Source organism: Streptomyces fildesensis, from assembly GCF_016107395.1.
Classification (GTDB): Bacteria; Actinomycetota; Actinomycetes; order Streptomycetales; family Streptomycetaceae; genus Actinacidiphila; species Actinacidiphila fildesensis.
On record NZ_JAAIKO010000004.1, the window covers coordinates 211,829 to 233,394 of the forward strand.

At 71.1% G+C, this 21,566-nt stretch carries 15 protein-coding genes; 7 read left to right on the plus strand and 8 right to left on the minus strand.

What is annotated here, in order from left to right:
- Positions 1 to 2 precede the first annotated feature (2 nt).
- Together C6N31_RS45880 and C6N31_RS08910 are read left to right on the plus strand one after the other, a co-directional pair.
- Positions 3 to 209 carry a DUF397 domain-containing protein gene (locus C6N31_RS45880; RefSeq protein ID WP_187144880.1) on the plus strand — a complete coding sequence of 69 codons (207 nt, stop codon included), beginning with the start codon at positions 3 to 5 and terminating at the stop codon, positions 207 to 209.
- Positions 210 to 218: 9 nt separating this feature from the next.
- Entirely contained in the window at positions 219 to 419 is a 201-nt protein-coding gene (locus C6N31_RS08910) for a DUF397 domain-containing protein (RefSeq protein WP_138357661.1), read from the plus strand.
- A 658-nt stretch (positions 420 to 1,077) separates the two neighbouring features.
- On the opposite strand, the gene C6N31_RS08915 is transcribed toward C6N31_RS08910, so the two are convergent.
- Entirely contained in the window at positions 1,078 to 1,752 is a 675-nt protein-coding gene (locus C6N31_RS08915; protein WP_203218435.1) for a class I SAM-dependent methyltransferase, read from the minus strand.
- A 96-nt stretch (positions 1,753 to 1,848) separates the two neighbouring features.
- On the opposite strand from C6N31_RS08915, the gene C6N31_RS08920 reads away from it, so the two are divergent.
- Positions 1,849 to 2,790 (plus strand): DMT family transporter, encoded by a 942-nt coding sequence (locus C6N31_RS08920; RefSeq protein WP_198357355.1) that lies wholly within the window; start codon positions 1,849 to 1,851, stop codon positions 2,788 to 2,790.
- Here C6N31_RS08920 and C6N31_RS08925 read toward each other — a convergent pair.
- A complete protein-coding gene (locus C6N31_RS08925; protein ID WP_138357659.1) occupies positions 2,774 to 4,195 on the minus strand; it encodes an ATP-binding protein in 1,422 nt (473 codons plus the stop codon). The two genes, C6N31_RS08920 and C6N31_RS08925, sit on opposite strands and share 17 nt — an antisense overlap.
- A gap of 134 nt (positions 4,196 to 4,329) precedes the next feature.
- The gene (gene pepN, locus C6N31_RS08930) at positions 4,330 to 6,909 is read right to left on the minus strand and encodes an aminopeptidase N (protein WP_138357658.1); all 2,580 of its coding nucleotides are present in this window, start codon (positions 6,907 to 6,909) and stop codon (positions 4,330 to 4,332) included.
- Between the two features lie 185 nt (positions 6,910 to 7,094).
- Between pepN (C6N31_RS08930) and C6N31_RS08935 the strand changes: the two genes are divergently transcribed.
- Positions 7,095 to 7,964: an ABC transporter ATP-binding protein gene (locus C6N31_RS08935; protein WP_138357657.1), complete on the plus strand. Its 870-nt coding sequence runs from the start codon at positions 7,095 to 7,097 to the stop codon at positions 7,962 to 7,964.
- Positions 7,961 to 10,489 carry an FtsX-like permease family protein gene (locus C6N31_RS08940; RefSeq protein ID WP_269287722.1) on the plus strand — a complete coding sequence of 843 codons (2,529 nt, stop codon included), beginning with the start codon at positions 7,961 to 7,963 and terminating at the stop codon, positions 10,487 to 10,489. Before C6N31_RS08935 ends, C6N31_RS08940 begins: the two co-directional genes overlap by 4 nt.
- A gap of 80 nt (positions 10,490 to 10,569) precedes the next feature.
- On the opposite strand, the gene C6N31_RS08945 is transcribed toward C6N31_RS08940, so the two are convergent.
- From C6N31_RS08945 to pepN (C6N31_RS08955), 3 genes are all read right to left on the minus strand, one after another.
- Positions 10,570 to 13,887, minus strand: a complete 3,318-nt coding sequence (locus C6N31_RS08945) for a S8 family serine peptidase (protein ID WP_232484966.1) — start codon at positions 13,885 to 13,887, stop codon at positions 10,570 to 10,572.
- A 155-nt stretch (positions 13,888 to 14,042) separates the two neighbouring features.
- Positions 14,043 to 15,050: a hypothetical protein gene (locus tag C6N31_RS08950; protein ID WP_138357655.1), complete on the minus strand. Its 1,008-nt coding sequence runs from the start codon at positions 15,048 to 15,050 to the stop codon at positions 14,043 to 14,045.
- Positions 15,051 to 15,298: 248 nt separating this feature from the next.
- Positions 15,299 to 17,875, minus strand: a complete 2,577-nt coding sequence (gene pepN, locus C6N31_RS08955; RefSeq protein WP_138357654.1) for an aminopeptidase N — start codon at positions 17,873 to 17,875, stop codon at positions 15,299 to 15,301.
- Positions 17,876 to 18,026: 151 nt separating this feature from the next.
- Between pepN (C6N31_RS08955) and C6N31_RS08960 the strand changes: the two genes are divergently transcribed.
- Both C6N31_RS08960 and C6N31_RS08965 read left to right on the plus strand, forming a co-directional pair.
- Positions 18,027 to 18,665: a mycothiol-dependent nitroreductase Rv2466c family protein gene (locus tag C6N31_RS08960; RefSeq protein ID WP_164295722.1), complete on the plus strand. Its 639-nt coding sequence runs from the start codon at positions 18,027 to 18,029 to the stop codon at positions 18,663 to 18,665.
- Entirely contained in the window at positions 18,665 to 19,057 is a 393-nt protein-coding gene (locus C6N31_RS08965; RefSeq protein ID WP_138357652.1) for a VOC family protein, read from the plus strand. Before C6N31_RS08960 ends, C6N31_RS08965 begins: the two co-directional genes overlap by 1 nt.
- Positions 19,058 to 19,145: 88 nt before the next feature.
- Here the strand turns inward: C6N31_RS08965 and C6N31_RS08970 are convergent, their stop codons facing one another.
- Together C6N31_RS08970 and C6N31_RS08975 are read right to left on the minus strand one after the other, a co-directional pair.
- Positions 19,146 to 19,787: a superoxide dismutase gene (locus C6N31_RS08970; protein WP_138357651.1), complete on the minus strand. Its 642-nt coding sequence runs from the start codon at positions 19,785 to 19,787 to the stop codon at positions 19,146 to 19,148.
- 84 nt (positions 19,788 to 19,871) lie between these two features.
- Positions 19,872 to 21,272 carry an amino acid permease gene (locus C6N31_RS08975; RefSeq protein ID WP_269287725.1) on the minus strand — a complete coding sequence of 467 codons (1,401 nt, stop codon included), beginning with the start codon at positions 21,270 to 21,272 and terminating at the stop codon, positions 19,872 to 19,874.
- Positions 21,273 to 21,566: the final 294 nt, after the last annotated feature.

Genomic DNA, 21,566 nt, shown 5'->3' on the forward strand with positions numbered 1-21,566 from the left:
CTGTGGTAGCCCAGCCAGCCTGGCGGAAGTCGTCCTTCTCCGGTGCCGACGAAGGCAACAACTGCGTAGAGCTAGCGCCCCTAGCCGGCGCGGTCCTCCTTCGTGAAAGCGACGATCCCCGGGTCATCGTCACCACCAACCCGGCGGCCGTCGGCGCCTTCCTCGACGCGCTCAAGGATGGGGCCTTCGACGATCTCCTGCTCACCTGAGGGGTCCTCATGATCGACCAGCTCGCCTGGCAGAAGTCGTCCTTCTCCGGCGCCGATGAGGGCAACAGCTGCGTCGAGCTCGCGTCCCTAGCCGGCGCGGTCCTCCTCCGGGAGAGCGACGATCCCGGCGTCATCGTCACCACAACCCCTGCCGCGCTCCGCGCGTTCCTGCGGGATGTCAGGGCCGGAGCGTTCGACATCCTGCGGTGAACCTGGTGGCTGGGGTCAGAGCAGTGCGAAGTGCCCTTCTGCGTCGCTTCGCGCCTTGACCGGGCGGAGGGGAGGGCCCCGGCGCTGCGCGCCTGCCAGTGGGGCCGGGTTCGCTGCGCGCCCCGGAGCGGAGTGGGGGCGGTCCGCTGCGCTCCCCTTGCCGGGTGGTGGGGTAGTTGGGGCCGGGGTGCCCTGCGGGTGGTGCTCTTGGGCAGGGGCGGAGCTTGAACCGCTCTCCAAGCCGGAATGTGGGGCGGGTGTGACGAGTGATGTCCAACGGGACGTGTGGGGCGGTCTACCGACAGACGTGGATCACTAACGACGGCCAGAACTCAAGATGGCGGAACTCCGCCCACACGGACTGATCCTTTGCGGGCGGCCAGGGGGTACGCCCCCACCCACCGGGCGCGGGAGCGTGCCCCGCCCGGAGAGCGAAGCGGACCGGCCTCACTTCGCGCCGGGGAGCGCAGCGGACCGGATTCCCTGCGCGACGCCGGGCCGCGCAGCGGGTCGGACTCACTGGCAGGCGCGCAGCGCCGGGGCCTCCCCCTCCGCCCGGTCAAGGCGCGAAGCGACGCAGAAAACCACTCCGTACTGCTCTGGCCCCAGCCACCACATGACCGCAAGAGGTCGAACCCGTTGCCGCAGGCCGCGCCCGCTACGGCGCCACCGCCACACCCAGTGCGGCGGCGCCCATGGGTTTGGGGGCGCCTTCTTCGTAGAAGGTGTCGACTTCTCTGATGGTGAAACCGGCGGTCGTCAGCATCTCGACGGTCGGGCGGGTGAGGTGGCAGCCGCCGAGGAGGCGTTTGTTCATCGGCTCCAGGCGGCGTTGCCAGCGGCGGACGTTCTCGTCCGTCTCCGGAGCCAGCCCGTGTTCGACGAAGTGCAGGGTTCCGCCGGGCTTGAGGACGCGGCGGACCTCGCGCAGGGCGGCGTCGGCGTCGGGGATGGTGCACAGGGTCCAGGTGGAGAGGGCGGCGTCGAAGCTGTCGTCGGCGAAGGGCAGGGACTGGCCGTCCAGGCCGGCGCGGCGTACCGGGACCGTTGCCGCCCTGACCCGGTCCGCGGCGAGCCGCCAGCCGACGTCGGAGGGCTCGATCGCGGTCACGCCGGTGACGGTCGCCGGGTAGTAGGGAACGTTGTGCCCCGTGCCGAATCCGATCTCTATGACTTCGCCCTCCAGGCCCTCGCAGACCCGCTGTCGCAGCGGCACGGCCACCTTCATCCCGCACGCGAAGTTGATGATCCGCGGCACGACCTGTTCGCCATAGATTCCCATCACGACCTCCGCGTCCTCTTCCAGGATGGCACCGGAGGGGGAGTGGTGCATTGTTTAGGTCTACTGAACGTATTCGTCAGAAACATTCGATGGACCTGATCGGTTGGCCGGGGTGACAGTGGGGACACCGCCCACCGAAGGAGCCACGTGACCGTCCTGGACCACTCCCGCACGAGCGCCACCCGCCCGACCCGCACCCCAGTCGGATCCGGATCCGGATCCGGATCCGGGCTCCTCCTCGCGGCCGTCGTCTGGTCCGGGAGCTTCGTCGTCTCCCGGGCGCTGCACGACAGTGTGCCGCCCGTGCAGGCGGCGTTCTGGCGGTGGGTGATCGCGCTGGTCGCGGTCGCGCCGTTCGCGGTGCGGCAGGCGTGGCGGGAACGGGCGCTGCTGAGACGTCACTTCGGGTACGTCGCGCTCGCCGCACTGCTCGGCATCACCGTGTACAACACGCTGGTCAACCAGGCCGGGGTCACCACCTCCGCGAGCAACATGGGCATGATCATGGCGGCCGCGCCGGTGCTGATCGCCGTCTTCGCCCGGCAGCGGATCGGCGGACGGCGGGCCGTGGGGCTGGTGATCGCGCTCGTGGGTGTGCTCACGCTGCTGTGCAAGGGCTCCCCGGCGGCGCTGCTCCGCCTCGACTTCACCACCGGCGATCTGTGGATGCTCGCCGCCGCCCTGTCGTTCGCCGGGTACAGCGCGCTGCTGCGCCGCAAGCCGGCCCGGATCGGCCAACTGCCGTTCCTGTTGGCCACCTTCGCGCTCGGGGCGACGCTCCTGGCGCCGGTGTACGTCGTCAGTCTCGTGACGCAGGGCGGCTTCGCGCTCTCCACCGGGACGGTGGGGCCGCTGCTCTACGTCGGGGTGTGTTCCTCGGCTGTCGCCTTCTTCGCCTGGAACAAGGCCATCGCGCTCATCGGCCCGGCCCGCGCGGGAATCGTCTACTACCTGCAGCCCGTCTGCGTCGCACTGCTCTCGTTCGCCCTGCTCGGCGAACGCACCGGCCCGCTGCAGATCCTCTGCATGGCGCTGATCCTGGCCGGTGTCGCGCTCGGCGCCTCCGGTCCGGTCACCGCCAGGCGGTGATCAGTTCCTCGGGCACCACGGCCTGGACGCCGTCCACCGACACGCCGCTGCGCGCCACCGCGATCAGCGGCGTCGAGGTGTCCGCGCCGGGCAGCCGGGAGCGATGGACGATCAGCTTCGCGAGGTCGTGCGCGTCGAAGGGCCGTTTCTCCAGCCACTTGACCGAGCCGACAGCCGTGATGCGCTTGGCGATCGGCCCCCGGTCGGCCGCGACGATGTCGATCTCGGGATCGTTGTTGCGGGTCCAGTAGCCGCCGACCGCGCCGGTGTCGTCCGGCACGCCGCCCACCCGCATGCGGAAGAGGGCGTCACGCACCACGGGTTCGATCGCCCGCCCGCGCCACGAGGTCCACGTCTGCAGGATGCGCGCGAACGTCAGATCGCCCCGGCCGCGTTCGATCTCGGACATGTACGGTCCGAGCAGAGCGAGCCAGAAGCGCAGGTGCGGGTCGGCGACGTAGTAGCGGGTCTCCTTGGAGGGGCGGGTCGACAGCGGGGTGATGGCCTCCACCACCCGCTTGGCGGTGAGCAGTTGGAGCGAACGGTTGAGACTGGTGGGGGGGAGGTCGCCGGCCGCCCGGCCGATCAGGGTGCGGGTCCGCTCACCCGAACCGATGGCCCCCAGGACCAATCGCGCCTGTGCGTCGGCCGGGAACTCGGCGGCCAGCGACCGCTCCCCGCTCACCAGCAGCGCCGACGTCGGGTCCTCGACGACCTCGGCGAGGTAGTCGAAGACCCCCGCGCCCCGGGGCCACTCCTCCAGGACGAGCGGCAGCCCGCCGGAGACGAGGAAGGCGTCGAAGGCGTCGGCGGGCGGCAGCTGCAGCATCTCGGCCACGTCGGCGGGGCTCAGCGCGGGAACCACCATCTCGGTGCCGCGCTGGTGGAACGGGCGGTCGTAGTCGTTGAGCCGCTCCATCATCGCCAGATCGGAGCCGACGCAGAGCAGCAGCACCGGCTTCCTGGACAGTTCCCGGTCGAAGAGCTTCTGGAGGGTGCCCTCGAAGCCGGCGTCGTTCTTTATCAGGTACGGCATCTCGTCGAGGACGACGGCGCTCGGCCGGTCGTCGGGCAGGGCGGCGACCAGCAGGCGCAGGGCGGCGTCCCAGTCCCTGGGCGACTGGCCGATCAGGGTGGCGGCGCCGGGCAGGTCGGATGCCGCGGCGGTCTCGACGAACATCCGCAGGTCCGCCTCCGGGTTGGACTGCTGCGAGGCGGTGAAGAAGACGCTCGGCAGCCCGGAGCGCTCGATGAACTCCTCGACCAGCCGTGACTTCCCCACCCGGCGGCGGCCGCGGATCAGCATCGCCTTGCCCGGCCGCCCGGTCCGCCCGCCGTCCGCGACGCGCCGCAGCATGCGGTTCAGCGCGGCGAGCTCCGGCTCCCGGCCGATGAAGTTGTCCATTGCGGCCACCTGATCAATAGGTCCATATGTGGTACAACCAAAATTGAACATACCAGAAATGGATGTGTTCTGCGTCACTCAGGACACGCGTGAGGCCCCGGACCTGGGGTCCGGGGCCTCACGCGGAGCCGGTACTACGCGGTGGCCGCCGCCGCGTCCGCCGCCTGGGCCTTCAGGGCGCGTTCCACACCCGAGCGGGACTCGATGACGAGCCGGCGCAGGGCCGGCACCGGGGTCGCCGAGGCGAGCCAGGCGTCGGTGGCGTCCAGGGTGTCCTGGGAGACCTGGAGGGCCGGGTAGAGACCGATCACGATCTGCTGGGCGATCTCGTGGCTGCGCGAGTCCCAGACGCCCTTGACCGCGCTGAAGTACCGCTCGGTGTAGGGCGCGAGGAGCTCACGCTGGTCGGTCTGGACGAAGCCGCCGATCGCGGACTCCTGCAGGGAGTTCGCGAGCTTGTCGTCCTCGACGACCGCGGCCCAGACCGCGGCCTTGGCGTCGGCGGTCGGACGGGCGGCGCGGGCGCCGGCCGCGTGCTCCTCGCCGGCCGAGGTCGGGTCGAGGGCGAGCTCCGCCGCGATGGCCGCCTCGTCCGCCTGACCGGTCGCCACGAGCCGGTGCAGCAGGGACCAGCGCAGCTCGGTGTCGACGGCCAGGCCGTCGATGACCTGCGTGCCGTCCAGCAGCCCGGCGAGCAGCCCGAGCTGCTCCGGGGTGCGGGCGGTCGCCGAGAAGGCGCGGGCCCACGCGAGCTGGTGGTCGCTGCCGGGGGCGGCGGCGCGCAGCTGCTCCAGCGCGGCCTCCGTCCAGCGGGCCAGGCCGGTGTCGCGCCAGGCCGGGTCCGCGTACAGGTCGAGCGCGAGCTTGAGCTGGCGGTGCAGCGACTGGACGACGCCGATGTCCGACTCCTTGGTGATGCCGGAGAGCACCAGTTCCAGGTAGTCGCGGGTGGCGAGCTCGCCGTCACGCGTCATGTCCCAGGCCGCGGACCAGATCAGGGCACGGGGGAGGGACTCGGTGAAGTCGCCGAGGTGGTCGCGGACGACGGCGAGGGACTCGTCGTCGAGGCGGACCTTGGCGTACGTCAGGTCGTCGTCGTTGAGCAGGATCACCGCGGGGCGCGCGGTGTTCTGCGGGAACGGCACCTCGGTCAGCTCGCCGTCGACGTCCAGCTCGATACGGCTGGTGCGGACCAGCTTGCCGTCCTGGAGGTCGTAGCAGCCGACGGCGATGCGGTGCGGCCGCAACACGGCCTCGCCCTTGGCGCCGGCCGGCAGTGCCGGGGCCTCCTGGCGGACCGCGAAGGACGTGATCGTGCCGTCCTCGGCGAGGGTGATCTCCGGGCGCAGGATGTTGATGCCCGCGGTCTCGAGCCACGCCTTCGACCAGCTCTTCAGGTCGCGGCCGGAGGTCTTCTCCAGCGCGCCGAGCAGGTCGGACAGCTGGGTGTTGCCCCAGGCGTGCTGCTTGAAGTACGCCTGCACGCCGGCGAAGAACTCGTCCATGCCGACGTAGGCGACGAGCTGCTTGAGCACCGAGGCGCCCTTGGCGTACGTGATGCCGTCGAAGTTGACCAGGACGTCGTCGAGGTCGTTGATCTCCGCCATGATCGGGTGGGTGGACGGCAGCTGGTCCTGCCGGTACGCCCAGGTCTTCATGGAGTTGGCGAACGTGGTCCACGACTGCGGGAACTTGCTGCCCGGCGCGTACGCCTGGCAGGCGATCGAGGTGTACGTGGCGAACGACTCGTTCAGCCAGAGGTCGTTCCACCACTCCATGGTGACCAGGTCGCCGAACCACATGTGGGCCAGCTCGTGCAGGATGGTCTCGGCGCGCGTCTCGTACGCCGCGTCCGTCACCTTGGAACGGAAGACGTACTGGTCACGGATGGTGACCGCGCCCGCGTTCTCCATCGCGCCGGCGTTGAACTCCGGTACGAAGAGCTGGTCGTACTTGGCGAACGGGTACGGGAAGTCGAACTTCTCCTCGAACCAGTCGAAGCCCTGCCGCGTGACCTCGAAGATCGCGTCCGCGTCCAGGAACTCGGCCAGCGACGGGCGGCAGTAGATCGCCAGCGGGACGCTGCGGCCCTCGCCCTCCCACGTGCTGTGCACGGCCGTGTACGGGCCGGCGATCAGCGCGGTGATGTACGAGGAGATGCGCGGCGTCGGCTCGAAGCGCCAGACGTTGTCCTTGACGTCCTCGGCCTTGGGCGTCGGGGAGTTGGAGATGACCGTCCAGCCCGCCGGGGCCTTCACCGTGAACCGGAAGGTGCCCTTGAGGTCGGGCTGCTCGAAGCTGGCGAAGACGCGGCGCGCGTCCGGCACCTCGAACTGGGTGTACAGGTATGCCTGCTTGTCGACCGGGTCGACGAAACGGTGCAGGCCCTCACCGGTGTTGGTGTAGGCGCAGTCCGCGAAGACCCGCAGCTCGTTACGGCCGGCCGGCAGCGACGGCAGGGCGATGCGCGAGTCCGCGAACACCTCCGCCGGGTCGAGCGCGGTGCCGTTCAGCACCACTTCGTGCAGGGTCGGGGCGACCAGGTCGATGAATGAGGAACCCGCCGTCGCGGCATCGAAACGCACCGTGGTCACCGAGCGGAAGGTGCCCCCGTCCTGCGCGCCGCTCAGGTCGAGGTCGATCTCGTACGCGTCCACGGTGAGAAGGCGAGCACGCTGCTGCGCCTCCTCGCGGGTGAGGTTCGTGCCAGGCACGGTAGGCCACTCCTTAATGAAGACTGACCGCCATCCTCGCACGCTGCGCGGGCCGGGATCAGGGTCTGCACCAGCTCCGGCCTCGGGTTTTCCCCACCCCCAAGACGCCGGGAACCGGCATGGTCCGGGACCCCGGGTGATCCGTAACTTCGGAAGGGTCGTCGGCAACCGAAACAGAGGACATCATGCGACTCCGGTCGAAGCACTCCAGCACCGCCCCCACGGCCCCCGCGGCGCCGCAGTACCCGCCGCGGACCAGCGGTGACACCGCGCCCGGCCGTAACGGGACGGGCTCAGGTGCCGCCGTCGAGCTGCGCTCGGTCCGCCGTACCTACGGCCGCGGCGACTCCACCGTGCACGCGCTGCGCGGCATCGACCTGGCGCTGCCGCGGGGCAGCTTCACCGCGGTGATGGGCCCCTCCGGTTCCGGCAAGAGCACCTTCCTGCAGTGCGCCGCCGGGCTCGACAAGCCGACGGCCGGCACCGTGCACCTCGGCGGCGCCGACATCACCGGTCTCAACGAGAACAAGCTCACCCAGCTGCGCCGCAGCCGCATCGGCTTCATCTTCCAGTCCTTCAACCTGTTGCCGTCGCTCACCGTGCAGCAGAACGTGCTGCTGCCGCAGCGGCTGGCCGGAGGCCGCCCCGACCGGCGGCGGGCGGCCCAGCTGCTCGCGCAGGTCGGCCTCGAAGGGTACGGAAGCCGGCGGCCCGGACAGCTGTCCGGCGGCCAGCAGCAGCGGGTGGCCATCGCCCGCGCCCTGATCACCGCGCCCGAGGTGGTGTTCGCCGACGAGCCGACCGGCGCCCTGGACACCAACACCGCCCGCGAGGTGCTGGGTCTGCTGCGGCACGCCGTGGACCGGCTCGGCGCCACCGTCGTCATGGTCACCCACGACCCGGTCGCCGCCTCCTTCGCGGACCGGGTGCTCTTCCTCGCCGACGGTTCGTTCGCCGGCCACCTGGAGCGCCCGGAGCCGACGGAGATCGCCGACCACATGGTCGCGCTGACCACCGGCGGCCGCCCGGAGCGCGTTGCGAGGGCCGCCGCGTGAACGGTCTCGCCCGCGCCTCCGTGCGCTTCCGGCCGGCGTCCTTCGCCGGCACGTTCATCGCCCTGCTCTTCGCCGCCGCCATCATGACCGCCTGCGGCACCCTGCTGCAGACCGGGATCGTGGCGCACCTCACGCCCGAGCGCTACGCCGGTGCCCCGGTGGTCGTCGCCGCCGACCAGCACGCCCGGATGACCGTCGGCCACGGCGAGGACCGCGACGAGGAGGCCGAGCCGCTGCCCGACCGGGCCCGCGTCGACGCCGGGCTCGCGGACCGTATCGCCCGTGAACCGGGCGTCGCCGCGGCCGTGCCCGACGTGGCCTTCCCCGTGCAGAGCAAGGCGCTGCCGGCGCTGACCGGCCGCGACTGGTCGGCCACCGCGATCGGCACCGCCCCGGCCGCGAAACCGCTCGCCGAGGGTCGCGCCCCGGCGGCGGGCGAGGTCGCCCTCGACGCCGCGACGGCGCACGCCGCGAAGCTCGGCACCGGCGACACCGTCACCCTCGTCACGCCCGCCGGCACCGGCGGTTACCGGATCTCCGGTCTGACGGCGGAGGGGTCGGGTTCCGCCACCGCCTGGTTCGAGGACGCGGCGGCGGGCCGGCTCGCCGGCCACCAGGGTCAGGCGGACGCCATCGCCGTCTACGCACGTACCGGTGTCAGCACCGAGCAGCTCGCCGGACAGGTCGAGCACGCCGTCGGCGGGCACGCCCTGGTGCAGACCGGGGACGACCGCGGTGAGGTCGAACACCCCGAACTCGCGGGGGGCAAGGAGATGCTGGTGGGACTGGGCGGCTCCTTCGGCGGCATCGCCGCCATGACCGCGATCTTCGTCGTCATGGGCACCGTCGCCCTCGCCATCGGCCAGCGCAGCCGGGAGATCGCCCTGCTGCGGGCGATCGGCGCGACCCCACGGCAGATCCGCCGCACCGTCGCCACCGAGGCGATGATCGTCGCCCCGCTCGCCGGCGCGGCCGGCATCCTGCCGGGACTGGCGCTCGCCCACTGGTGGTTCGGCCAGCTCGCCGACCGCGGCGCGGTGCCTGCCGGACTGGAGGTTTCCACCGGCTGGATCCCCATGGTCAGCGCGGTCGGCGCGGGCCTGCTCGGCTCGCTCGTCGCCGGTTATCTGGCCGCCCGCCGGCCCTCCAAGGCCCGGCCCAGCCAGGCGCTGGGCGAGGCGGCGGTGGAGCGGGGACGCCCCGGGCCCGTCCGTACGGTGCTCGGCGTGGCGGCCCTCGCCGGCGGCATCGTCACGGCGTCGCTCGCGGCCCACGCCACGGGGGAGGACGCGGCCAACATCGCGCTCGGCGTCGTGATGCTCTTCATGCTCAGCGTCGCGCTGCTCGGACCCGTCGTCGCCTGGCTCGCCGCCACCGTCCTCGGACTGCCGCTGCGAGCGGGGGCCGCGCCCGCTGCGCTCGCCGCCGCCAACGCCCGTGCCAACTCCCGCCGGCTGGCCTCCGCGATCACCCCGATCGTGCTGGTCATCGCCTTCTGCGGCACGTTGGTCTTCATGCAGAGCACCATCAAGCACGTCTCCGCGGAGCAGGTGCGCGACGGCGTGGTCGCCGACCAGATCGTCAGCGGCACCGGCGCGGGACTGCCGTCCACGACCGCCGCCGAGGCGGCGCGGGTGAAGGGCGTGGACGCGGCCGTCGGCGTCCTGCGCACCGGGGTCCTCTACCGCTCGGCCGGCTCCTTCATCGGCGCCTCCACGCTGGGGGTCTCCGGGAACCCGGCCGACCTGGCCAAGGTGCTCGACGTCGGCGTCAAGGAGGGCTCGCTGACCGGGCTGGCGGCGAACGACACCGTCGCGCTGAACAGCCTGCTCGCCGACACCGCCAAGGTCTCGGTCGGCGACCGTATGGAACTGCGGCTCGGCGACGGCACAACGGTGCACCCCCGGGTCGTCGCCCTCTATGAGCGCGGTCTGGGCCTCGGCGAGGTACTGATGCCGCGCGCCGCGGTCGCCGGACATGTGTCGGTCGCGTACGACAGCCAGGTGCTGGTCCGTGACATGGAGGGCGCCGACCGGGCCGCCGTCGCGAGTGCGCTGCAGCGGCTCGACGCCCCCGGCGTCGCGGTCACCGACCGGGCCGGCTACACCGCCCAGGTCGACAAGGACCTGGAGCTCAACGCCTGGGCCAACCGCGTGATGGCCGCGGTGCTCGGCGGGTTCGCCGCCGTCGCTGCCGCCAACACCCTGGTCATGACGGTCCTCGACCGGCGCCGCGAGGTCGCCCTGCTGCGGCTGGCGGGCACCACCCGCCGCCAGGTGCTCGGGATGATGCGCTGGGAGGCGCTGCTCGTCGGCACCGCGGGGCTGGTGATCGGAACGGCCATCGCCTGGGCGACGCTCAGCCCGATCGCCCGCGGGCTGACCGGCGGCGCCCCCTACGTACCGCCCACCGTGGCGGCCGCCATCGCCGGCGGTGTGCTCCTGCTGGGCCTGGCCGCCACCGGCCTGCCGGCCCGGGCGCTGCTCCGCACCCGCCCGATCGAGGCGGGCGCGGGCCGCGAGTAGCGGACGCCGGGGAACACGACGGGGCGGGTGCTCGTGGGAGCACCCGCCCCGAGGCGGTTCTACAGCTGATCAGCCGGCGGTCAGCCGGTGACCTTCTTGATGATGACGCTGCCGGTTCCGGCGATGGTGCCGCGGGAGTTCAGCAGCTGCACCTCACCGAAGAACTGACGTCCTTCGGGGGCTGGGGACGCGGCCACGACCTGCGCGGAGAAGGACGCCGAGGCGCCGTTCGCCAGCGAGACGGTCTTGGTCTCGTCGACCTTGACCTGGCCGAGCGAGGCGGCGAAGTACACGTCCTTGTAGTTGTACTCCGTGGTGCCCGCCGGGACCGAGTAGCCGGTCACGACGACGGTGTACGTACCGGCCGCCGGGTTGGCGACGCTGACCGCTTCCTCGGAGTCGCCGTCCGCGGACGAACCGACCTTGGTGGAACCGAGGTAGACCTCGAGGTCGAGGTCGGCGCCGGTGTCCGAGGTGGAACCGATCGCCACGTCGAGCCGGGAGGCGCCGGGGCCGACGACCAGCGTCGTCTCCTTCGTCTCGCCCTGCGCGATGGTCGGGCGGGCGGTCAGCGCGGAGCCGAGGGCGCCGCCCTTCAGCTTGCCGTCAAGGGCGGCGAAGCCGTTGGTGACCTTCCAGTTGACCGCGGCGGGGGTACCGACCGTGGCCTCGTCGAGGGTCTGCACGGCCGGGTCGAAGGACACACCCAGCACCGACGCCGTGACGGCGTACGGGTTGTTCAGCAGCGGCGAGGTACGGCGCGCCTCGACCTCGATCTCCCAGACGCCCGGCAGCGGGTCGGTGTACGACCGCAGGTCCGGACGGCACTTGTTGTTCGGGTTCACGTAGTTGAGGTAGCACGACGGGGTGGACGTGTCGTCCATCGGAACGCCGTACGGGTTGATCGCGATGAACCGGGTCTGGCTGGTCGCCTGGATGCCGCCGAGGGCGATCTCCAGGGACTTGGCGCCGGCCGGCACGTTCAGGAAGTACGAGGTGGTGCTGTTGCGCTGCACCACGCCCGACTCCTTGGTGGAGAAGGCGGGCTTGGCCAGCGGCTTCGAGACCACGACGGTGGCCAGGATCTGCTGGTCGGTGCCCTTGGTGCGCTTGTCGTCCACGGTCAGGATGACGCTGTGCAGACCGGTGGTCTTCGCCTTCGCGGTGACCTTGACGGTGACCGGCACGTTCAGCGGCAGCGAGACCTCGCTGCTGCCGGCGAGCTTGAAGGTGCCGTCGTTGTTCACCAGCGCCAGCGCGTGCTTGACCGGACGGTCGGAGCCGGTGGTGCGGGTGATCGTGACGTCGTACGTCCGGGTCTGGCCGGTCTTGAGGCCGCCCTCCCGGTCGTAGATGCCGGTGCCGAAGCCCGGGGTCTTCAGGAACGCCGACAGCGCGGTGTCGACCGGAGCCTTGACGGTGTACTCGTTGGCCGAGACACCCGCCTTGATCAGGTTCCAGGCGCCGTTGATGTCGATCAGACCGGAGCCCTCTTCGTACGCCTGCGTGCCCGCGATGTGCTTCGCGGAGCTCGTCAGCGCGGTCCGCAGGGCGGCCGGGTTCAGGGCGATGTTCTTCTGCTTCGCGGCGGAGATCAGCAGTGCGCTGGCCCCCGCGGCCTGCGGGGAGGCCATCGAGGTGCCCTGCAGCATCGCGTAGCCGGGCGGCAGGCTGTAGCCGGCCTCGGCGACCGGGCTGCCGGCCTCCCAGGTCGGGACCGTGTTGATCGACGCGCCGGGCGCGGTGATGGTCGGCGTGAAGCCACCGTCCTCACGCGGGCCGCGCGAGGAGAACGGCATCATCTGGTACGCCTTGTCCACCTGCGAGCCGTAGTTGGCCGCCCAGGTGTCCTTGGAGATCGACGCACCGACGCTCAGGACCTTGTCGGCCAGGCCGGGGTCACCGATGGTGTTGGCACCCGGGCCGCTGTTGCCGGCCGAGATGACCAGCTGGACGCCGTAGGTGTCGATGAGGCGCGTGTACAGCTCGGCGCGCGCGTTGTTGGCGTCGTTCAGCGCGGGCAGGCCGCCGATGGACATGTTGACGATGTCCACGCCGTGGTTCACGACGAGGTCGATCATGCCCTCGGTGAGCGCGACGTTGGTGCAGCCGCCGCTCCAGGTGCAGGCGCGCGAGGAGACGATCTTCGCGCCGGGAGCCGCACCGCTCATCTTGCCGCCGAACAGGCCGTTCGCGGAGGTGATGCCCGCGACGTGGGTGCCGTGCTCGGACTGGACGAGGCCGATGTTGACGAAGTCGGCCTTCTTGCCGACCCAGTCGCCGCCGTACGGGTCCGTCGGGACGTCCTTGCGGATCTGGACGACGAACGGGATCGACTCTGAGATGGCGGTCGCCGGGTTGTCCGTCCCGAAGTGCGCGATCTGGAAGCCGTTCTTGTACGGCTTGAGCGCCTCGTCGTCGCTGAAGTCACCGTTGTTGTTCAGGTCGACGCGCACGGTGCCGGCGGCGGCGTCGTAGAGCACGCCCCAGACATCGGTGGTGTCGCCGTCACGGTTGAGGTCGCCCGCCATGTCGCCGCCGACCGTCGCGGCCTCGGAGAACGTGTTGAACATGTACGAACCGGCCGGCGCGGTCCAGGTGCGGCCCGCGATGGTGAAGGTGGGGCCGGAGACCGCTGCCGTCATGCGGCGCCAGGTGGCGTCGCCGTCGGTTATCGGGTCGGTCGCGGTGACCCAGTCGACGATCTTGCGCTCGCCGGTGGTGGTCTTCTGCAGCGCCGGGTGACCGAGGTCGACACCGGAGTCCAGGATGCCGATGGTCACGCCGCGGCCGTCGGCCTTGGGCTGGTTCTTGACGAAGTCCACCGCGCCGGTCTCGAAAGCGGGCTGGTACGGGTTCTTCACCGGGGTGCTCGCGCTGGGACCGGGGTAGGTCTTCGCTGCGGCCTTGCCCTTGGCCTTCGCGCCCTTGGCGGTGTCCGCCACGGGCGTCGGGTCGTCGAGCGCGATCTCCTGCTTGAGGTCGATGCCGTGGACCGAGGTCAGCTTCTGCGCCTTGGCGATCGCCGCGTCCGCCTTGGCGGTCGGGACGGTCGCCCGCACGTAGCCGAGCTTGTCGTAGGTGCTCCCCACCGAGGCACCGGAGGCACCGAGCTGGTCGACGACCTGCTTGGTGGTGCCGGGAGCGGTGGCGATCATCATCGTCACGGTCTTGTCGCCGTCGGACTTGGCCTTGGCCAGGAGCTCCGCGTCGGCAGAACCGAGCTTGTCGGTGGAAGCCTTGACCGGGGCGGAAGCGGGGCCGCCGGTCGGAGTGCCGCTGGGGGTGTTGTCGGCGAACGCGGTGGCGGACCCGGTCGCGGCCAGTGCGGCCACCAGGCCCGCGGCGAGCGCGACGCGGGCCACGCGTCTCTTGGCGCGTATGTGATCGAGAGGCATGGGCATCCTTGTTCGGAAAACGGTGCCGGTTGACCGCTAAGAGTCACGTAAGCGACCGGTGTTTGTGGAGAGTTGTCCGAGGCAGGATGTGGACATGACGTATTTCCGCCATACGCCATGACCGGCAAAGCACGCGTAAAGGAGTAAAGCGCCGGTCAACTCGGGGTCACGACCACGTAAGCGGCCGGAGTCCGGTCCGACGAAGCCATCAGCGCGGTGCGCACGACGGTCGCCTGCTGCTCGAGAGCGTCCCGCAGTTTCTTCGGGGTGAGGTGGACGACGGTGATGCCGAGTCCCTCCAGGTGCTCGCGCTTCTGCGCGTACTGCGACCACAGGGCGTCGTCGTCCTGGCGGGGTCCGCGCGCGTCGATCTCCAGCGCCACCGCGTGCTCCGGCCAGTACGCGTCCACGCCGCCCAGCGACGGCCCGCCGGGCAGCCGCAGATCGACGTGCCACACCGGGTCCGGCAGGCCGTAGCAGGTCACCATCTCGTACAGCCGGCCCTCGGCGAGCGCCCGTCCCTCCGCCAGCAGCGCGTCCACCGCGTCCACCACGTGCGGCCGGGACAGCAGCCGGGCCCGGCTCAGCTCCCGGACCACCGCGGCGGCTTCGCAGTGCCCGCCGCGCACCGCCTCGGTCAGCAGCCGCCGTACGGTTTCGGCGTCGTCGAGGTCCGCCACCGCGTCGGCGAGCGCACGCGGCACCGGGGCGCACGGCAGTCCGGTCACCTGCTGCGGCCGGGGCAGCGTGTGCGCCCGGTGGATCGCCACGTCCCCGGCGTCCCGCAGCCGCCGCTGGCGCGGCACCAGGACGTCGATCCGGTCGATCCCCAGCAGCGGCGGCACCGAGGAGAACCGGTGCAGGGCCAGCGCCGCCAGCCCGGTGACCATCGCCTCGCCGTCGCCCGGACCGCCCGTGCCGCCCGGCTCGCAGCCCGCGTACAGCAGCGCCGCCCGCAGCCGTTCGTCACTGGTGGGCGGTCCGGCGTGCAGCAGGAACACCTGCGGCAGCAGCTGCTGCCACGGGCCGCCGGGCCGGCAGCGTTCCGCCAGGGTGCTCGCGGTCACGCCGTGCTCGCGCAGCTGACGTGTCGTCAAGATCCTTTGCTGGGTGCGGGAGAGGTGGTCCAGGGGGCGCGGGGTGTGCGGTGCGTTGTGGTTCATGTCGGGTTGGTTCCGCCGCCGGACCGCCCGCTAACCGCTGTTACACAGCCGTCGACAAACCGGGACAACTCCGCACTAAAGTTCAGGCGTTCGGATGCCGATGGGCGGTTTTCACCTATTCGGATGACGATCCCGCAGCCGTGCGGTGGGCGAGCGGTCGAAGTCTGCCCATGACACGGCGGAACCCCGCCGCGTCACCGTTCGATGGGGTGACGCGGCGGGGTCCGGGATGTGCGCCGGGATGGGGGTCAGCCGTCGGTCGCCTGGGCACGCAGCGCGCGGGACAGGTCGTCGCTGGCCTCCAGGACGAGCCGGCGCAGCGCGGGCGCCGCGTCCGCGTGCGCGTCGAGCCAGGCGCCGGCCGCGTCGACGGTCTCCTGGGCGATCCGGTACCTCGGGAAGAGGCCCCGCACGATCGCCATGCCGATCTCGATCGAACGCTGCGACCAGATCCGCTCGATCACGGCGAAGTACCGGTCGGCGTAGGGCGCGAGCAGCTCCTCCTGGCCCGGCTGGTCGAACCCGGCGATGCTCGCCTCGACCAGCGCGTTCGAGAGGGTGTCGGATTCCACGACCGACGCCCACACCTGTGCCTTGACCGCGGCCGACGGCCGGGCGGCGAGGCAGCGCACCTGGTGCCGTCGCCCGGAGGCGGTGTCGTCGCGCGCCAGTTCGGCCGCGATCACGGCCTCGTCGACCTCGCCCGCGGCGGCCAGCGGCTCCAGGAACGACCAGCGCAGCTCCTGGTCGACCTCCAGACCGTCGATCTTGGCGCTGCCTTCGAGCAGCCCGCTCAGCAGCTGGAGATCGGCCGCCGACGACGCCACCGAGGCGAAGAAGCGTGCCCAGGCGAGCTGGTGCCCGCTGCCCGGCTCGGCCTGCCGCAGCTCGGTCAGCGCCCCGTCGGCCAGCGCCTTGGCGCCCTCGGCGCGCCACTTCGGCGACGCGTACTGGTGCAGCGCGGTCTGCGCCTGCTGGTGCAGCGACTGCAGCACCCCGATGTCGGACTCCTGTCCGGCGAACCGCAGCACGAGCCCGAGGTAGTCACGGGCCGGCATCAGCGCGTCCCGGGTCATGTTCCACACCGCCGACCAGGCCAGCGCCCGCGCCATGGGGTCGGACAGGTCGCCCAGGTGCTTGCGCAGGGTGTCGAGGGAGTCCGGGTCGAAGCGGATCTTGCAGTACGTCAGGTCCTCGTCGTTGACCAGGATCAGATCGGGCCGCTCGGCGCCGGCCAGCTCCGTCACGATGGTGCGGGACCCCGTGACATCGGTCTCGGCGCGGGCGTAGCGCTCCAGCGCACCGCCCGCGGCCCGCCGGTACAGGCCGACGGCGACGCGGTGCGGCCGCAGCTCGGGGTGCGACGCGGCGGCGGTCTGCAGCACGGACAGCCGGGTGATCCGGTCCTCGGCGTCGTACACGGCCTCCGGCGTCAGCGAGTTCACCCCGGCGGTCTGCAGCCAGGCGCGGGACCACTGCGCCATGTCCCGGCCCGAGGTCTCCTCCAGCACCGCCAGCAGGTCCGCCAGCGTGGTGTTCCCGTACGCGTGCCGCTTGAAGTAGCGCCTGGCCGCCTCCAGGAAGGCGTCCGAGCCGACATAGGCGACGAGCTGCTTCAGCACGGACGCGCCCTTGGCGTACGTGATGCCGTCGAAGTTGAGCTTGGCGTCCTGCAGGTCGTGGATGTCCGCGGTGACGGGGTGCGTCGAGGGCAGCTGGTCGGCCCGGTACGCCCACGCCTTGCGGCGGTTGGCGAAGGTGATCCAGCTGTCCTTGAAGCGGGTCGCCTCGGCCTGCGAGTACGCGCCCATGAAGTCGGCGAACGACTCCTTGAGCCACAGGTCGTCCCACCACTGCATGGTGACCAGGTCGCCGAACCACATGTGCGCCATCTCGTGCAGGATGACGTTGGCCCGGCCCTCGTACGCCGCCTGCGTCACCTTGCCGCGGAACACGAACTCCTCGCGGAACGTGACACAGCCCGGGTTCTCCATCGCGCCGATGTTGTACTCGGGCACGAATGCCTGGTCGTACTTCCCGAAGGGGTACGGGTAGTCGAAGGTGTCGTGGAAGAAGTCCAGGCCCTGCTTGGTGACGGTGAAGATGTCGTCCGCGTCGAAGTGCGGCGCGAGCGAGGCCCGGCACAGCGCGCCGAGCGGGATGTCCAGCACGGTGCCGTCGTCGAAGGTCCGCGAGTAGTGGTCGCGCACCAGGTGGTACGGCCCGGCGACGACAGCCGTGATGTACGTCGAGATCGGCTTGGTGGGCGCGAAGTCCCAGGTCGCCGAGGAGGGGTCGGCGTCCCGCGCGGGGCCGGCCTGAGCCTCGTTGCTCAGTACGGTCCAGTGCGCGGGCGCGGTCACCGAGAAGGTGAAGGGCGCCTTGAGATCCGGCTGCTCGAAGTTGGCGAAGACCCGGCGGGCGTCGGCCGGCTCGTACTGCGTGTACAGATACGTCTCGCCGTCCTCCGGGTCGGCGAACCGGTGCAGCCCCTCGCCGGTGCGGCTGTACGCGCACCGCGCGTCGATGGTGAGGACGTTCTCGGCTTCGAGGCCGTCCAGGGCGACCCGCGTCCCGTCGAACACGGCCGCCGGGTCCAGCTCCCGTCCGTTCAGCACCACGGACTCGACGGACGGTGCCAGCAGATCCACGAAGGTGGCCGCGCCCGGCTGCGCGGACCGGAAGCGGATCGTGGTCACCGAGCGGAACGTGTCCTCGTCGGGCCGGGTGGCCGACCGCAGGTCGAGCGCGACCTCGTATCCGTCGACCGAAAGGATCCGCGCGCGTTCGCGGGCCTCGTCGCGGGACAGGTTCTCACCGGGCACTGATGACTCCTTTGTCAGCATCGTCGATCGATTCGCATACTCCCACGCCGCACCAATGGGCGACAGGCGGGAATGCCGCCCCCGATCCCGAGGTTTCCGAGGTACGAGCAGTCCCGTGCCGTGTTGTTTCTGTTCCTGAGGAGAAGAAGAAGTGACCACAGCCGAGAAGACCCCCGTCGACTTCTGGTTCGACCCGCTGTGCCCCTGGGCGTGGATGACCTCGCGCTGGATGCTGGAGGTCGAGAAGGTCCGGCCGGTCGAGGTCCGCTGGCACGTCATGAGCCTGGCCGTCCTCAACGAGCCCAAGCTCGACGAGCTGCCCGAGCAGTACCGCGAGCTGCTCGGCCCGAAGGGCTGGCGGCCGGTGCGCGTGGTCGTCGCGGCCCAGCAGAAGTTCGGTGACGAGGTCGTCGGAAAGCTCTACACCGCGCTCGGCACCCGCTTCCACAACCGCGGCGAGGGCGCGACCCTGGAGGCGATCGTGGGGGCGCTGGAGGACGCCGGCCTCCCGGCGGACCTGATCGACTACGCCGACAAGGACACCTACGACGCCGAGGTGCGCGCCTCCCACCAGGAAGGCATCGACAAGGTCGGCCAGGACGTCGGCACCCCGGTCATCGCCGTTCCCGGCGCAGACGGCGAGCAGGTCGCCTTCTTCGGCCCGGTCGTCACCCCCGCCCCCAAGGGCGAGGCCGCGGCCCGGCTCTGGGACGGCACGCTGCTGGTGGCCTCCACCCCCGGCTTCTACGAGATCAAGCGCACCCGGACCGCCGGGCCGATCTTCGACTGATGCCGCACCTCGGACTGGTGACCCTCGTCGTCCGCGACTACGACGAGGCCATCGCCTTCTACACCGGCGCTCTCGGTTTCGAGCTGCGCGAGGACACCGCGCGTGACGACGGCAGCCGCTGGGTGATCGTGGATCCTCGCGGGTCGCGGGGACAGGGGACGGGACTGCTCCTGGCGCGCGCCTCGACGCCCGAGCAGGAGGCGCGGATCGGCGGCCAGACCGGCGGCCGGGTCGGGCTGTTCCTGAACACCGACGACTTCGACCGCGACTACAAGCACATGGTCGCGGCCGGCGTCGTCTTCGAGGAGGAGCCCCGGCACGAGGCCTACGGTTCCGTCGTGGTCTTCCAGGACCTGTACGGCAACCGCTGGGACCTCATCGAACCCCGCTGACGCAGGTCTGCGGGAGAGGGTTCGGCAGCACAGGGTGAAGGCCCCCGCGCGACACCACCGCGCGGGGGCCTTCGGCCTTCGGGGCGCCCTACGGCGCCAGCAGCAGACCGCTCGTCCGCTCCTTGGCGGCGGCGAACCGCGCCTGGACGTCCTGCCAGTTCACGACGCGCCACATCGCCTCGACGAAGTCGACCTTCTGGTTGCGGTACTGAAGATAGAACGCGTGCTCCCAGGCGTCGAAGACGAGCAGCGGAACGCTGCCCTGGCCGACGTTCCCCTGGTGGTCGTAGATCTGCTCGACGATCAGCCGCTCGCTGAGCGGCTCGTACGCCAGCACGCCCCAGCCGGAGCCCTGCGTGGTGGCCGCGGCCTTGGAGAGCTGGGCCTTGAAGCGGTCGAACCCGCCGAAGTTCTCCGCGAGGGCGTCCGCGAGCTGCCCCGTGCCGTCCTTGTCCAGCGGCTCGCCGCCGCCGTCACCGGACATGTTCGACCAGTAGATGCTGTGCAGGATGTGGCCGGAGAGATGGAAGGCGAAGCTCTTCTCCAGCCCGTTGATGCCGCCCCACTGCTCCTTGTCACGGGCCTCGGCGAGCTGGTCGAGGGTGTCGTTCGCGCCCTTCACGTACGCCGCGTGGTGCTTGTCGTGGTGCAGCTCGATGATCTCGCCGCTGATCACGGGCTCCAGCGAGGCGTAGTCGTAGGGCAGTTCAGGAAGCGTGTACGTGGGCATGCGCGAGTTCCTCCGGCCGCTAGGTTATTGCAAGTCGTATGCAAGTGCACGCTAGCAGCAGAAGTGGGCCCGGCCCGGGTGCCCCTACCGGCCCTGTCGGCCCGGGTTCCGCAGGCGGTCCCGGCGGTCCCGCCACTCCCGTCCGAGCGCCACCGCGAGCACCACGCCCGTCGCCCCCGCCGACCACAGCACCTGCGGGCGCGCCGCGTCGTCGGTCAGCATCAGCACCAGGACCGCGGCCATCCCCGCCAGTGCCGCCCAGCTCAGCCAGGGGAAGCACCACATCCGCAGGGTGAGCGCCCCCGGCGCCGCGCGCTCCAGCCGCCGCCGCAACCGCAGCTGCGACGCGGCGATCAGGCTCCACACCACGAGCAGCACCGCGCCCACCGCGTTGAGCAGGTACTGGAAGACCGAGTCCGGCCACTTCAGATTGAGCAGCACCGACGCGAAGCCGAACGCGACGGACGCCAGCACCGCCAGGCGCGGCACCCCGCCGCGCGAGACCTTCGTCAGCGCGGCCGGCGCCTCGCCCCGTTCGGCGAGCGAGAAGATCATCCGTGACGAGCCGTACAGATTGGCGTTGAGCGCCGACAGCAGCGCGACGAACACCACGATGTTCATGATCTGCGCTGCCCCGGGAATGCCGATCCGGTCCAGCACCGCGACGTACGGGCTCTGCCCGGGCACGACGGATTTCCACGGCAGCAGGGTCACGATGACGAGCATCGAGCCCATGTAGAAGAGCAGGATCCGCCACACCGCACTGCGAACCGCGCGCCCCACCGCGCGCGCCGGATCGTCCGACTCGGCCGCCGCGATGGTCACGACCTCCAGGCCGCCGAACGCGAAGACGACCGCGAGCACCCCGGAGACCACCCCGTCCCAGCCGTTCGGCAGGAAGCCGCCGTGGCCGCTGAGGTTGGCCATGCCCACCGGGTCGGTGTCGGGCAGCAGCCCGAGGACCGCCAGCAGGCCGAGCACCAGGAAGAGCACGATCGCGCCGACCTTGAGGGCCGCGAACCAGAACTCGAACTCGCCGAAGTTGCCTACGGCGGCGAGGTTCGCGGCGGTGAACACCACCATGAACAGCAGCACCCACGCCCAGGTCGGCACCGACGGCAGCCAGCCGTTCGCGATCTTCGCCGCGCCGGTCGCCTCCACCGCCAGCACCACGACCAGCAGCAGCCAGTACAGCCAGCCCACCGTGAAACCGGCCCAGCGGCCGAAGGCCCGTTCCGCGTGCACCGAGAAGGACCCGGAGGCGGGCATCGCGGCCGACATCTCGCCGAGCATCCGCATCACCAGCATCGCGAGCAGACCCGCGATCAGATACGAGACGACGATCCCCGGCCCGGCGACCGCGATCCCGGCGCCCGAGCCGACGAACAGCCCCGCACCGATCACCCCGCCCAGGCCGAGCATGGTCAGATGGCGCTGCTTCAGCCCGGCCGACAACGGCTCGGCGGGGGGCGGTATCTCGTGCACGGTGCTCGAACTCTCACAGGATCGGGGGAGGGGGGACGGTGGAAGAATCGGTGGGCTTTGGTGGGACCCCACAGTGTCCCCGTGCCCGGGCACGCTCCGCAAAACCCGTCGGCGTCGGGCGGGGTCTCCCGCGCCGACCGTGACGAGCATCACGTGACCTGCTGAAACAAGCGAAACGCAAGCGCGGCGGCGAAAGCTGGCCGGTGCAGGGAACCTCCAAGACGCCGAGCGTGCCTTTGTCGTCTGCCGACGGTGATCTTGGGTTGTCCGCTGCGCTAGCGTCGCGGCGTCACC